The organism is Prochlorococcus marinus str. MIT 9515, assembly GCF_000015665.1.
GTDB lineage: Bacteria > Cyanobacteriota > Cyanobacteriia > PCC-6307 > Cyanobiaceae > Prochlorococcus_A > Prochlorococcus_A marinus_P.
Genome location: NC_008817.1, coordinates 1,224,830 through 1,239,754, shown reverse-complemented (window position 1 = coordinate 1,239,754; position 14,925 = coordinate 1,224,830). Strand labels below are relative to the sequence as shown.

General features: G+C 24.0%; 14 protein-coding genes. 4 read left to right on the top strand and 10 right to left on the bottom strand.

The features are described 5' to 3' along the window. Positions 1-3 precede the first annotated feature (3 nt). On the bottom strand, positions 4-1,008 hold the full coding sequence (locus P9515_RS06750) for a class II aldolase/adducin family protein (RefSeq protein ID WP_011820705.1): 1,005 nt from the start codon (positions 1,006-1,008) through the stop codon (positions 4-6). Positions 1,009-1,459: 451 nt separating this feature from the next. Between P9515_RS06750 and P9515_RS06745 the strand changes: the two genes are divergently transcribed. Together P9515_RS06745 and P9515_RS06740 are read left to right on the top strand one after the other, a co-directional pair. Next, complete coding sequence (locus P9515_RS06745; protein WP_011820704.1) at positions 1,460-2,422, top strand: GDP-L-fucose synthase family protein; 963 nt, start codon at positions 1,460-1,462, stop codon at positions 2,420-2,422. Positions 2,423-2,430: 8 nt separating this feature from the next. Beyond that, positions 2,431-3,594, top strand: a complete 1,164-nt coding sequence (locus P9515_RS06740) for a DegT/DnrJ/EryC1/StrS family aminotransferase (protein ID WP_144038786.1) — start codon at positions 2,431-2,433, stop codon at positions 3,592-3,594. Here the strand turns inward: P9515_RS06740 and P9515_RS06735 are convergent. The 4 genes from P9515_RS06735 to P9515_RS09425 are packed head-to-tail and all read right to left on the bottom strand — an operon-like array spanning position 3,591 to position 7,271. After that, positions 3,591-5,018, bottom strand: coding sequence for a hypothetical protein (locus P9515_RS06735; protein ID WP_011820702.1), 1,428 nt, complete (start codon positions 5,016-5,018; stop codon positions 3,591-3,593). The genes P9515_RS06740 and P9515_RS06735 overlap by 4 nt on opposite strands. 28 nt (positions 5,019-5,046) lie before the next feature. After that, entirely contained in the window at positions 5,047-6,249 is a 1,203-nt protein-coding gene (locus P9515_RS06730; RefSeq protein WP_144038785.1) for a hypothetical protein, read from the bottom strand. 13 nt (positions 6,250-6,262) lie between these two features. Continuing rightward, positions 6,263-6,778: a glycosyltransferase family protein gene (locus P9515_RS09430; protein ID WP_011820700.1), complete on the bottom strand. Its 516-nt coding sequence runs from the start codon at positions 6,776-6,778 to the stop codon at positions 6,263-6,265. Continuing rightward, entirely contained in the window at positions 6,738-7,271 is a 534-nt protein-coding gene (locus P9515_RS09425; RefSeq protein WP_011820699.1) for a CgeB family protein, read from the bottom strand. Before P9515_RS09425 ends, P9515_RS09430 begins: the two co-directional genes overlap by 41 nt. 694 nt (positions 7,272-7,965) lie before the next feature. Between P9515_RS09425 and P9515_RS06715 the strand changes: the two genes are divergently transcribed. Both P9515_RS06715 and P9515_RS09220 read left to right on the top strand, forming a co-directional pair. Beyond that, on the top strand, positions 7,966-9,261 hold the full coding sequence (locus P9515_RS06715; RefSeq protein ID WP_011820697.1) for a lipopolysaccharide biosynthesis protein: 1,296 nt from the start codon (positions 7,966-7,968) through the stop codon (positions 9,259-9,261). A 41-nt stretch (positions 9,262-9,302) separates the two neighbouring features. Then, positions 9,303-10,319 carry a glycosyltransferase family 10 domain-containing protein gene (locus P9515_RS09220; RefSeq protein WP_011820696.1) on the top strand — a complete coding sequence of 339 codons (1,017 nt, stop codon included), beginning with the start codon at positions 9,303-9,305 and terminating at the stop codon, positions 10,317-10,319. Positions 10,320-10,332: 13 nt separating this feature from the next. Here P9515_RS09220 and P9515_RS06705 read toward each other — a convergent pair whose 3' ends face one another. The 5 genes from P9515_RS06705 to P9515_RS06685 form a co-directional block, all read right to left on the bottom strand. Beyond that, positions 10,333-11,127, bottom strand: coding sequence for an FkbM family methyltransferase (locus tag P9515_RS06705; RefSeq protein ID WP_011820695.1), 795 nt, complete (start codon positions 11,125-11,127; stop codon positions 10,333-10,335). A gap of 6 nt (positions 11,128-11,133) precedes the next feature. Continuing rightward, positions 11,134-12,000 (bottom strand): FkbM family methyltransferase, encoded by an 867-nt coding sequence (locus P9515_RS09215; RefSeq protein ID WP_011820694.1) that lies wholly within the window; start codon positions 11,998-12,000, stop codon positions 11,134-11,136. A 96-nt stretch (positions 12,001-12,096) separates the two neighbouring features. Beyond that, the gene (locus tag P9515_RS06695) at positions 12,097-13,095 is read right to left on the bottom strand and encodes a glycosyltransferase (protein ID WP_011820693.1); all 999 of its coding nucleotides are present in this window, start codon (positions 13,093-13,095) and stop codon (positions 12,097-12,099) included. A gap of 20 nt (positions 13,096-13,115) precedes the next feature. Then, entirely contained in the window at positions 13,116-14,249 is a 1,134-nt protein-coding gene (locus P9515_RS06690) for a glycosyltransferase (protein WP_144038784.1), read from the bottom strand. A 227-nt stretch (positions 14,250-14,476) separates the two neighbouring features. Beyond that, the gene (locus P9515_RS06685; RefSeq protein ID WP_011820691.1) at positions 14,477-14,923 is read right to left on the bottom strand and encodes a dual specificity protein phosphatase family protein; all 447 of its coding nucleotides are present in this window, start codon (positions 14,921-14,923) and stop codon (positions 14,477-14,479) included. Positions 14,924-14,925 lie beyond the last annotated feature (2 nt).

Below are 14,925 nucleotides of genomic sequence, written 5' to 3'. Positions count from 1 at the left end.
TTTTTAATTATTGAGTGTTTTTCTATGAATCTCTAAATCCCAATTAATTAATTCATTTCTTTCTTCCTTTGTTAAATAATTTAGCAAGACATCTTTTGGTAATCTTGAAATTATCATTGATAAACCAACTAAAGTATCTTCATTAACATCTTTGAATATTCTTGGAACTAGTATCCCTACATTTGGAATCAATACAACAGGTAATTTATTAGTTCTTGATTTAGATAACATAGTAAGTTCCTCAAGGGAATTTATTATGATTAATCCATTTTCTAGAAAAACAGTTTGATCTGGGAATAAATCTCCTTTTGTTGCTATTAAAGAATGAATCTTTGAAAAGGCAATTTGATGAACATATTCATTTTTTGGTAACTTATATTCTCTGCATAAAAGATATTTATTAAACTTTTTTAAATCAATTTCCATTTTTTCTAATTCAGATATATATAATTTTTCTGAAATTTTTTTAACTATTTCAAAAACACTTTCAGCAGATTCTGCACCTGCAACTATCCCATGATTGCCTAAGAAAATTACATCTACTATTGACTCTCTTATGATTTTATTTATTTCATTAGATAAATTAATACCAGGTTTTATATAGGGAACTGATTTCCAATTAATTCCATGTAAAAAGTTTTTTATTTTTTTTTGGTAATTTTTCTGTGTTACCCAGCTAAGAGTATTTACGCAGTGAACATGAAGTACATATTTATGAGGCATTAATGCATGCATAGTTGTCTCAATTGATGGACGCATTAGAGAATTCTTATCCCAACAATTTTTAATTGGATCTGGGTCATTATTTTTAAGAGATGATAGTATTTTCTTATGATCTGTTTTAACAAAAATATTTTTATTTTTAGCATCAGACATTTTTTCTCCAGATGCTTTTATGTACATAAAGCCATTACTTTTAAATGATATGTTACCTCCTGGACCTTGGACAAGATTTATATCTTTACCTATCTTTTCTGTTATATCGATAAAAGATTTTGATATTTCCAAATTTAAAATCTTATATATTCACAATGATTATATTATATTGGTAGTTATTAAGTTTTTAAAATTTATAAAAATTTGAAAATAAAAATTTATATTTAATTTATTTGAAAATATTATAATACTTTATTTAGAACTATTTTACATATTCATTTATATTATGAATTTACTTTTAAATTAATCTTTAGGATTTAAATTAATTATATTAGTTTTTTTAATCATCAAATTTTAATTTCTAAGTAAGAATAGATACCAAAAATTTCTTATTTTTATTTCTTGCTATAAATCTCTTAAATTAAATGCTTATTATATATGTTTAAATTTTAAAGTTACTTTATATATGATAAGTTTAAATTTATCCAAATATATTACGAAATAAATACTTGATTAACTATATTAAATATTTTTAAAATGCTACATTATCATTAAAATTATTAAAGAAATATTTAAACTAAATATGCTTATAAAACAAAAGACTAAAATTTTTATTGCCGGTCATAATGGAATGCTTGGTTCATCATTACTTAGGAAATTTAAAGATCAAAATATATATGAAGTTATTACGGTAGATAAAAAAGATCTCGATTTAAGGAATCAAATTGATGTTAATAATTTTATAGGTATCCATAAACCTGATAAAATTATTCTTTCTGCAGCAAAAGTTGGAGGGATTCAAGCTAACCAAAATTTTAAATGCGAATTTCTATATGACAACCTTATGATTCAAACTAATATAATTGATGCTGCTGCTAAAAATAATACTAAAACTTTAGTTTTTATTGGAAGTTCATGCATTTACCCTAGAGAATCTGAACAACCAATAAAGGAGAATTACCTTTTGACTGGATTATTAGAACCTACAAATGAACCATATGCGTTAGCAAAAATTGTAGGTTTAAAATTAGCTAAGCTTTATGCAGAAAAATATAACATACAATGTATTTGTCCTATGTTTTGCAATCTATATGGGAATAATGATAATTTTGATTTAATAAATTCACATGTCTTGTCTTCTCTCGTTCGGAAATTTGTCGATGCGGTTGATAACTCAATAGGAAAAGTAGAATTATGGGGAAGCGGTGAAGTTTTCAGAGAGTTTTTAAATGTAGAGGATGCAGTAGATGCAATAATTTTGCTTTTAGAAAAATATAAATCAAATGATCATATTAATGTTGGTTCTGGTGAAGAAATCAAGATATGTGAACTTGCATCAAAGATCGCAGGTCTTACTGGGTTTGAAGGTGAAATTATTTGGGACGAATCTAAACCTGATGGAACACCGCACAAATTACTGGACGTTTCAAAAATTTCAAAACTTGGTTTCAAACCTAAAATCAATCTGGATGATGGATTAGTTTCCACCATAAATTCATATAAAGCTTTAAAATTAAATGAAGAAATTAATAATAAGAAGCAATGATTCCTCTTATGAAAGATACATTTATAGAAGAATATAAAACAAAGTTAGCTTTATCTGAATTCATATTATCTTCCAATAAGCTAAGTATGGGAATAAAATGCTCTGAATTTGAGAAAGAGTTTTCTATATATCAAGGTAGAAAAGATTCTATTCTATTTAATAGTGGCGGGAGTGCTAATTTGGCTCTGCTTCAGTCTTTGAAAAATTTAGGGCGCTTAAAAAATAACTCTAAAGTTGGTTTCTCGGCTCTTACTTGGTCTACTAATGTAATGCCAATAATTCAATTAGGAATGGAACCTATAGCTTTAGATTGCGATCCCAAAACACTTAATGTCATGTCTAAAAATATAATAGATGTTATTGATAATTTAAATTTAGATGCAATTTTTTTAACCAATGTTTTAGGCTTTACAGGAGATCTTGATAAGATTAAAGAAATTTGTGATGCAAGAAATATTATTTTAATTGAAGATAATTGTGAAGCACTTGGAAGTATTGTATCTGGTAAAAAATCTGGAAATTATGGCTTAGCGTCAACCTTCTCCTTTTTTGTGGCTCATCATATGTCCACAATTGAGGGTGGCATGGTTACGACAGATGATAATGATTTAGAAGAAATGTTAAGGATGGTTAGATCTAATGGTTGGGATCGTAATCTTAATTCTGATCAAAAGTTCAAAATTAGAAAAACTCACAATATACTTAGTGAATTTGACTCTAAGTATAGTTTTTATGATTTAGGATATAATTTAAGACCTACAGAAATAACAGGTTTTTTGGGTTTAAATCAATTAAAATATTTAAATGAAAATATCAAAAAAAGAAATTCAAATCACTTAGTCCTTAATTCTGTTGTTGTTGATAATACAGATTTACAAAGCATTAATTACGATCATCAAGATTTTCTTTCTCCATTCGCCTTTCCCGTTGTTTGCAAATCAGCTGAAATAAAAAATTTTTACTTTAACCAATTTTCTGGAGCTGGAGTAGAAATAAGACCAATGATTGCAGGAAATATTCAATTTCAGCCTTTCTATAAAAAATACTCTAAATATTCAACCTCTTGTCCTGGTGCAGATTTTTTAACTTCAAATAGTTTCTATTGTGGTAATTATCCTGGATTATCAACTTCAGATTTGGAAATTATTAAAAATTGTCTAAAGAAATATTAGATTTTAATAGACAATAATTGTTTTAAAAAATTTCTTATTTTTACAATTTTAAATTTTAAAATACCTATTAAGAAAGATGTTAAAATTATTGATTTTTGAGAGAAATAAAAAATAGAATTGATATTTTTTCTTCTTAGTTTTAAAAGGGTTCTTTTATCAAGGTCTAAAATTCCGTTCTTATAAAGAGTGAAAATCCCATTAATTGATATAAATTTTATATTATTAAACCAGAAATAATTTTCAGGATTATAAATTATTTCATCATTCAAATTACTTTTTAATTTTTTAAAAATAACATTATTAGCTTTATCATTTACTTTTAATTTATGACCATATATTTCTAATAAGGTTTTTGTATGATTTTTATTAATCCCATATATAAAGAGTGATGATTTATCTGAAATGATGAAATCATTACTAGATAAATTTATCTTATTAATTGATTTTTCTAAATTATTGAGATATTGGTAATTTTCTTTATTGAAAACGTAATTATTTAAAAGTTTTATGGAATTTATATTTAACAATAATCTAGAAATAATAATTGCTTCTTCTTTAGTATCTAAAGTGTGAATTGAATGATTATCAATATTACAAAGATTTCTAATTTCAGATTTAATTCTGAATATATCTTCATTATTTTTTTTCTCAAATATTATTAATTTAAGTGATTTATTCCTTTTATAACATTGAATTGTTTTTAAAATAGACCCATTAAAGTTTTTTTCTTTACTACCTAACCATTTTTCATTTAGGTAGACAGATTTTACTACTTGATCTAATGCGCTGAAACTTAATTTAATTTCTTTAAAATAAATTATTTTATTAAAATATTTTTTTATTATTCTATTTTCTAAATCAGCTCTTGGCCAAATCAAAGCAACTGAGAAATTTTTACTTTCAGTTATGTAATTTAAAACAATATCTTCTAACCAGGCTTGATTTACTAAATGATTCGTAAAAAACTCATAATTATAGGAAAAAGGTTTACAGGATAGTTTAATGCACTTTACTTTTCTATTCCTAAAAATACTGCTTGCGACTCTATGAGATCCATTAAATCGAACCATCATTGAGAGCGGAATTATAGATAAGTTTTCATCAAAACCGTTCTCATGAATATTTTTATCTATATTTTTAAATACGTTTATGAATTTAGAGCTACTATTTTTATTTGGATTATCAAACTCAATAAATTTCCCAAAATTAAAAGATTTAATGTGATCTAGATAATATTTAGTAAAATAATAATTATTATTATTGATACCTCTTAGATATACAAGCTTATATATGATATCTAACCTATTATATGTAATTAAATCTTTAGCTTCTATCTCTAACAATTCATAATAATCTTTATCCATTTGGTCATACAGAAATGGTTCAATTAGATTTTTGAAATGATTTCTTTTTAATTTTTTCATTATTAATATATTTATCTTTTAAATTTAATTATAAATTATTTGTGTTAAAACTTATCTTGTCTTTAATTTTAACTATAAAACTTTTAAGAGGAATTGGTAATAAAATTCTTAATCTTGTAAATATAGGTAGCTTTGGGGGAATACTTTTCTCTATTAAAATTTTTATAATTTTATAAAATCTTTTATTGATTTTTACATTTATATCAAATGGTTTAGTTATTGTATATTTGTTTTTATTTAAGAATTCGGAAAGTAATTTTGATGTGATTGAGTCATTTGAAATAAATGAATTGTTTAAATTATTCATTTCTAATTTATTTTTTAGTTTATATAGTCTTTGCAAATAGATATTTTTGACTTCGCGCTTTTGTAATTTACAATGATAGATTAAGCTATAAAAATAGTCTAAATCACATGGTCTTGGTATTAAATTACTTTGATATATTTTATTTTTTAAAATATTACTTTGCCATAATTTATCCAAATATTCATCACCAATAAATCTTAAATCTACCGGTATTATTTTATCCTCTATAATTGTTTGATATGAGGATATGCCCCAAGACCTTTTTTTTAGATTTAATTTATTTGCAAAATTTTCTTTATCTCTGCATAATATATCTATATCTTTATCATTATTAAAAAAATTTAATGGTAAAAATTCAAAGTTTCTTAGTACTATCCAGTCACAAGAAATATTAGCAAATAATATAAATTCTTTAAAACTTTTCCATCCGAAAGTTCCTAGAGGTTTATTTAAGGGTTTTAATTTAACTAATTTTTGTTCCTTTATATCTAAAAATTTTAATGCATTAAATCCAAATATTAATAAGAATTTCTCGATAAAATCTCTAGGGTTACTTGTGATATAAAAGTTTTTAAAGTTACTTTTATATTTTTCTTGAAATTCTTTCGATTTTTTATTTACAAAAATTTCTGAATAATTTTTATTATCAGCTTCATATTTGGGTTTAGGGTCTTTAACTAAATAAAGAATTAAATTTTTTGCAAAAGTTATCTCAAATACTCTTTTATGATGTTCTAGATTTTGCCAATCTATGGTAAATGACTTGATTATATTCCATTTTCTTTGTTCAATTATTAATTTATTTTTATTTTCCACAGGCATAGCAATTAAATGAAAGTCATTATGTAGATTGTGATTAAAATAGTTTTTATTTAAAGGCTCATATTTAATCTTTTTAAAATTCTTTATTAAATTACTATTCATAATCCAATTATTTCTATTTATAGGAAGCAATATTCTCAATAATTTTTTTCATTCTACAGGTATAAGTATGCTCTTTTCTTGATCTCATAACAGAATTATTTTTAATTATTTCTCTTTCTTTTTTATTTATTAATAAATATTTAATTAAGGATAATGCATCTTCAAAATCCTTATAACATAGAATTTCTTCTCCGATTTTAAAATAATCTTCAATACCAGGAACATAATCTGTAAGCTGAAAACCTCCATGTAAAGGTATCTCAAAATTCCTAGCCTTTATTTGACTATGAATTTTTCTATTTTTAATTATTAATGATTTAAATACTTCAATTAAATTTTTGGGATTATTAAAATTAACTCTTAAATCATAATTTACACTGTTATTAATATTCAAATTAACTTTTGAAGTATTAAAAATATTTTGCATTTTTTTATAGCTAACCAAACCATTTTCCCAGCCTTTTCCAAAACACTCACAATTAATTCCTTTATTTCTTAATTTTTTTACAAAACCAATCTCTATAAGCACTTTTTGTCCCTACAAATGAAACATCATATTGATAAGTCACCTTTTTATATGGTATGTCTGAAGGGAATGAGGCATGTTGACTAATTATTACTTTATTTTGTCCAATTTTCTTGTAAAGATTAGTACTATATTTATCTGTAGTTATGACATAACTAAATTTATTTGCATAATACTTAGCAAAAGATTCGAATCTCCATGGATCATCTCCAAACCAATTTACTGTTTTAAATCTTTTTTTTAATTTTAATAATGTATTGGCATAAACCTCGTCTTTAAATAATTTAAAAAAAACCAGATCAGGTTTAAATGTTTCAGCTTCATGGATTATCAATTTATTTAAAATATCTTTTTTGTGTTGATCAATCCATATGGTTTTTGTTACCATTCCTATTTTTTTTAAACTATCCTCTAACGCACCTTTGTTAATAGATGGTCCAAAATTTTTATTACCATAACTATATTTCAAAGCTACAATAAGAATCTTTTTTATCATAAAATTCGTTTTTAAATCATTTTATTATTAAAAGATGACCTCAACATGGGGATAATTGGTCACTTAAATAAAAGTCGGTGTTCATTTTTTATTAATGATTCCTCAAAATTTCTAATAATTTTGTTTAAATCATTATTCATAAAGATATTTATATTTAAGTTTATAATAATCGAATAATCAAGTGTATTTATGGAATTAAATTTATCATTTCTTTTTTGAATAAAACCACTATTTCCCTCCCCCTTTTTTTTAATTAAGTAAATTGAAGTTATCAAATCATTAAGAAGTTTGAAAACAGTCAGTTATTTTATATATTTACATATTTTTTTTTATTTTTATAATATGCCTTTAATAAGTTTACTTTTAATATAAAAAACAAATATACTCGAAATAAATTTTATCATTATTTTCGAAGTTTCTATGACCTTTAACTTTTTAAATGAATTTTTTTATAAATAAGTTCACTATTAGATTTACAAATATTAACTATTAGAAGAATAAAAAATAAAAATAAAGGCAATTCACCTTGAGCTAAAATTATAAAATCTTATTTAAAAATTTATTTAATAATAAAAAACAAAGATTTTTCCAAGGGTTAAATTAAACTAAATATATAGTAGTATTAAGGAAAATCATCTGAAATTGACAATATTTTCAGATAAATTAGTTTTGAATTTATAAATATGATTAAGAAATGATTATTTATAAAATACATAATTCAATTAAAGAATTATCTTCAATAAGCATAGGGTATTTATTTACTGCTTTAGGCGGACTTTTAGGAGTAAGAATATTAACTGCATATTTGACACCTAGTCAATATGGTGAACTTTCTTTAGGAATAACAATGGGAGGTTTCATTTATAGTGTTTTTTTTGGTCCTTTAACAAATGGTATAACAAGGTTTTTCCCAGTAGCTAAGGATAAAAAAGAATTAAGTTTTTATTTATTTAATGTATTAAACATAATTATTAAAGGTTTTAGTTTTATAGGTTTAATTTCACTTTCCATAATTATTTTTATAGTTTTTTCTGGTAATGTAAATTCGATTTTTATTGTGTTAGCATCAATTTCTTTTGGATTTATATATAGCTTTAATAATATTATTAACGGGTTACAAAATGCTTCTAGGAAGAGAATTCTTGTATCAATGCATCAAGGTTTAATGACTTTTTTAAGGTTTTTTGTAGCTGTAATATTTATAAATATTTTTGGTCCTTCTAGTACAGTGGCAATTTCTGGCCAGTTAATTGGTTTACTTTTTACTTTAATTGTTCAATTATATTTTCTAGCTCCAACTTTGAGAGGTTATCTTATTAATGAAAGATACAAAATAAGTAAAATAGATTGGCAATCAAAAATTAGTTCTTTTACATTACCTTTGATTTCTATAGGACTATTAAATTGGTTAAGAATTGCAGTAGAGAAGTGGGGACTTGTATTTTTTACAAATTATGATGAAGCTGTAGGATTTTATTCAATAATTTATCAATTTGGATATATACCAATTTCTTTATTAGTAAATCTATTAGCAACTTATTTAAGACCTATCTACTTTGATAAAGCAGGAGATAATCAAAAAAGGTTAAAATCAACTTATTTTCTTGGACTGAAAATTTTTGTAATTATATTTTTATTTTTATTATTTTTACTATTTATTGTGTTTACTTATAGAGAAAAAATATTTCAAATAATTTTAGATGAAAAGTATAAAAGTGTTTCTTATTTAATAGTTCCAATGATGATGTCGGCACTTCTCAATGAAAGTACGAGTTTTGTAACCTTATTAATTCAAACAAAAAAAGAGACAAAAGCTTTGCTTTTGCCTAATTCATATATATATGCATCAGGTATAGTATTTGCTATCTTTGGAGCATACTTTTATGGCCTTTATGGTGTAGTTATGGCCTCTCTTTTAAATTCTTCAATAAAATTTATCTTATTTTCATATTTATCTATAAACCATTATAAGAAGATAGAGTATAGATGAATTTTTTTATTTTAAAAATTATTACTTAAAAATATTTCCTAATGAAGGCTTCTTTAGTTACTTATGATAATGCACTAAATAATAGGATTTTTGACTCTAATAAAAGAGATGATACATCCAAAAAATACATTATTTTAAAGAAAAAATTAGAAGAAAATAATATTTTTTTAGAAACTTATGATATCAATTCACAAGAAGAATCAATTTTTTCTATTTACTTTGACGTCAACAAAAAAGCTCTTTCTCAGAAAAGATCTCCAATTAATATTCTTATAGCAAGAGAATCTCCAATTATAAATAAATTGAACAACTCTAAATACTATTTAGATCAATTCGATTTGGTGATGACTTGGAACCGAGAATTGTGTGATCAAAAAAAAATATTCTGGATAGGTTATGGAAATAGTTCAGAGTTATATGCGAAAGATTTAAACCTTATTTATAAGAGAAAATCAGGTAATATTTGTTCAATAATCAGTAAAAAGTATTCAAATAATAAATATTCTCTTTATAAGGAAAGGGAGGAAGCAATGGAATTTTTTAAAAAAACTAATTTAGGAATTGACTTATATGGATATGGATGGGATTTAAGACAATTTAGAGGCATATATAGGCCTTTAAATAAAATACCTTTAGCAAAAAAGTTTTTATATAAAACACCTCAGTTTTATAAAGGAACTGTGGAAAAGAAGTTAAAAACTTTTATTAATTATAAATTTTCTTTATGCTTTGAAAATTGTTCGCATAATGGTTACATAACTGAAAAGATATTTGATAGTATGTTTGCTGGATGTATTCCAGTATATTTAGGTTGTCCAAATATAACGCAAGAAATAGATCCTTATACATTTATAAATAAAAGTGATTTTTCAAGTTATAAAGAACTTTACTTATATTTAAATTCTATGACTAAAAAAGAATATTTATTTAGGATTAAAAAAATAATTGAATTTTATTATAAATATATAAAAACAACCCATTATGATCAGGTATGGGCAAATTATATTTGTCAAAAATGTATATGTCTAGTTGATAGTTTTAATAACAAAAAATCTTAGTAATATGAATAATTTAGAAATTTATATATATATACCAATCATCAAATTCTGATAATTTTTTATATATTTGTTTATAACCATTCAATGTAAGTATTTGATTTATTTCTTTCCTAGTTTTATTTACAAAATTATGTTCAATACATAGAAATTTTATTTTATATTTATTAAAATTGAAATTCTTTATTATTTCTAACTCACTTCCCTCAGTATCTATAGACATGAAATCAATTTTATTTGGTGCATTGTTTTCTTCTAAAAGATCATTTAAAGAAATAGTTTTAACTTCATATTCTATATAATTTTCTAATCTTAATTTACTTGCCCAGTCCCCATTATTTGCAAATCTGGAAAGAGATGATGCACCATGAGAAATATTTTTGTTTTTTTGCACTTCAAAAAATGGCATTAGAAGATCACTTTCTGAATAAACACATCTTTTATCAATTAAACAATTTCTGTTCTTTATTAAAGAATCATGCCAAACTTTTGAAGGTTCGGCGAGTATACCATTCCAGTTAAATATTTTTTCTAAAGCAAAAGTATTACTATGTCTTATACCATCGCAGGCTCCAAATTCTACAAAATATCCTTCTTGTTTTCCTTCTGCTAATACTATTGCAATTAAGTCTTGACCTAACTGAGAAAATGAGTAATTTATAAACTCATTAGATAGGATTTCTTTTTCTTTTTTATTAAATAAATTGTATATTTCATATTTCTTGAATTTCCCACCTCTATCTGTAAAATCAAACTTATTTTTTGAAATTATCCTAAAAGGAAAATTTTTCTTTATTTTTTTTAAAAACATCAAGTATTACTCTATAGAAAAAAATTTGTATTGATAATATCTTATTAAATTCTTAGTTTTTTTTACTAGTGATGCACTTGAGGATTTCACTTTAAAAATATTTATTTGATCTCTTTTATTGCTTGATGCAACTATTAGTCCATCAGCTGAAGAACTCTCATTTAAAGAATGTTCACATATTATGTAATAACCCATCTCCTTCAGGAATTCTTTACACAATAAATGAATGGCATCATGATGGGTTGATATAAATAAATATTCAATAGACTTATTTTTAAGAGAATTTTTAGCTCCCCTAAGCATATTTAATTCAGCACCTTGAATATCTGAATGTAAAATAGAAAGCTTTTTTATTTTATAGAAGTTCAATATGTAATCTACCGTATATTGAACTAATGTTGTGCCTAGAAAGTCTTTTGCATGTTCAAAATTCTTACCGACAGTACCCTGTATAAATGCAAATGAATTTAGATTATTCATCTTAAAATGTTTAAGGCCTTTTTGTAGTTTTTCTTGGTCTGGCTCCAACATTAAATTTATTGAATTCTTTATTTCTTTTGCAAACCACATTGAATAATAACTCCAGTTAGATCCTAATTCCAACATACTGGAACCATCTTTTAAATCTTTAAGAATTTCGTAAAATGCTTTTTCCTCCTGTGGTTCATGATGACCCTTTAGGTTTTTTATGATTTCACCCATCCATTCCCCGTTATAACTTTCAGCAATTATTTTTAATCCGTTGTGCATAATTTGATACCCATTAATTATTTTTCCTGCGTTTGAAACTTTTGGAATATAATCACAACTATTATCAGAGATAGTTAGTAAGACTCTTTCTTTTATTGGATTATGCAATAGTTTTTTTTTCATAATTATTTATTTACTTTAGGATGATTGATTTAAATATCCGTACAATTTCAATTTGTATTGGCTTAATAAAAACATATTAAAGATGATATATTATATTTATTTGATTAATTTGCTATTTCTAATAAATCTATCATAGTAACTTTTGGCAATTTTAATTTGAATACTTTTAGAAAAGAATTTTAATTTTATAAATGAATAAATATAGAAGGGTCTTGTGATGTTTCTTAAGAAAAAAGTTGGTAAAATAATTCTTTTTAAAATCGGATTTTTTAAAAATGAGATGAATTTTAGGTAATCACTGAATCCTAATTTCTCGAGAAATATTTCAATATAATTTTTATAATTTATAAATTCTTCATCACTTAATAAATCTAATGGATCATAATTTTTTTTAGTGCTAAGTAAATTAGCAACAATTACAAATCTCGTATCAAATGATTGCTTTAAAGAGTTTTTATTTGAGATTCGATTTTCATGAATTCTAATTTTTAAAAGAGGTTTTTTGATATTAATTATTTTGCTTTTACTAGCTAACCTTAGCCAAAGATCCCAATCTTCACTAATGCCTGCTCTCTGCCTATAAGCTCCTATTGATTCAACTAATTCACGATTAAAAAAGGCACTTGAGTGAGGAAAAAACTTTTTACATGATAATAAGTTATTTGTTAATTCTTTATGTGTGGAAGGATATGAAAAAGAATATAAATTATTATCAAGGCTATCAATAAAAATGGCGTCTGAACCTACTAAGCCAGTATTTCTATTAGATTCAGCAATTAAAAGTTGTTTTTCCAATCGATCAAATCTTGATAAATCATCACTATCTAATCTCGCAATCCATTCTCCTTTACATTTTTTTAAGCCAAAATTTAATGTTTCTGTGATACCAGAGTTGGATTTAGTGAAAAGCTTAATTTTGTTATTATTGTGTTTGTACATATTAACAATTTCTTTTGTTGCATCTCTACTCCCATCATCAACTATAATTAATTCAAAATTTAAAAAACTTTGCTTTATAACACTTTCAATAGATCTAGATATAAATTCCTCTGAATTATAAGCTGGCATTAATATGCTGATTTTTATATTGCTCATAAAATTTAAAATTATAAAATTTAGAATTTAGTTTTACTTAAGGCTAATATTTCTTCTTTCATTTGATTTGATGTTGTCATGTAATCATATCTTTTAGATATATATAATTTTGATCTTGCACCTATTTCTTCTAATTCTTTTTGTGAGCATTTGAAAAGATCTTTAAGCGCTTTTCTTAGGCTTGAAATCTCAGGCTCAACGTACCAACCTAATTTCTTTTTTTTAATTACCTGCCAAGGAGTTTTTGTTGTAGTTAAAACAGGTATACCAAAAGACATTGCTTCTGCAATTGCAATACCAAATGATTCTGAAAATGAAGGCAAAATAAAGGCAGATGCATCATTTAGAACAATTTCTTTGTTTATTCCAAATATTGCATCATTTAAAATTACCTTATCTTCTAATTTATATTTGGTAATTAAATTTTTAATTTTGTTTATATATTTCATATCTCCATTCCCATAGATAAAAAATTTCCATTCTTTAAAATCTAAATTTTTGCATGATTCAAGCAAAGTTTCTAACCCTTTAATAGGGTCTATTCTTGAAATTGAAACTAGTTTCTTTGATAGAATATTTTTTTTATCTAAATTACTATTATTTATAATCATACCTTCAGGGATATAAATATTTTTTTTAACAGGAATTTTACTTTTTAATATTGAGTCTCTTTCGATTTTAGATACTGAATGTATTGCATTACTTATTTTTAAAAGTCTTTTTTCTATTAAAAACCAGCTTAATTTTTTTAAAAATTTTTTATTTTTTAATGGTAATGGTTGTAACATACCTGCAGGAGATATTATTAGAATTTTAGATGGATTTTTTTTCTTCCAATAATAAGCCTCTAAACTTGTTTGCCTCCATAGACCTTTTAGATATATGACATCAGGATTGAACTTATTTATATTTTTTTGCATATCTAAAGCAAAAGGATATAATTTGGGCCCAAATTTTTTAAGTTTTAGAACTGATAGATTTTTTGGTAATGTATATTCTTCTTCAAAACTTGAGTTTTGATTATCTTCTTGAACAAGTATTAAATGTTTTTCGTTAGGAATATGCTTTGCTAATCCAATTGCTAAAGTAATAATTCCAGTCGCAAGACCTCCCATAGAGGTACTTAATGATTCTGTTAAAAATAATATTTTCAATTAGTTTAATATAAATTTTAATTTTGTTTACTTTTAAATAATATTAGCATTTCAATTTAAAAATTTCTAATAAATAATATTTTGCATTAATAAGAACTTATTTTTTATTTATCTTTTAAATATCAATGAATAATAAGTTTTTAAAAAAAATTTTTTCTTTTAAATAATCAAGGCTCAAAATTTATCTTAAAATATCTTTCTGAAGGGATTAATTATTAATTTGATAATCAAATATCACTAAGTAATTTATATTGTGATGGAAGTGGATTACTACCTTTATGAACTTCCATTAAATAATCTAAGGATCTTTGAGGTGATAATTTATGCTTTGATATCAGCCAAGCCATACATATAAGAGGAGATCTCTCAACACCTGCGAAACAGTGCACATATACTGCACCAGTGGTCTTTAATGATTCTATTATGTTAATAATTTCTTTTATTTCATGGATTTCAATTTCTTTATTTACTTTGTGATCGGGCAATGTGAATCTTTTGAAATTAAAAATGGATTTAAAATCTTCATTGATTGGAGCTTCTTCTTCGTTACATAGATTTAAAATAGATTTTATATTTTTATCAGCTAAATATTCAAAATGAGATTTTTTTAAAGGGGCAGGCCCAACGGCTAATTCATTACTTAGAACCCAGTCTAATTTAAATCTTTTTTTCATTT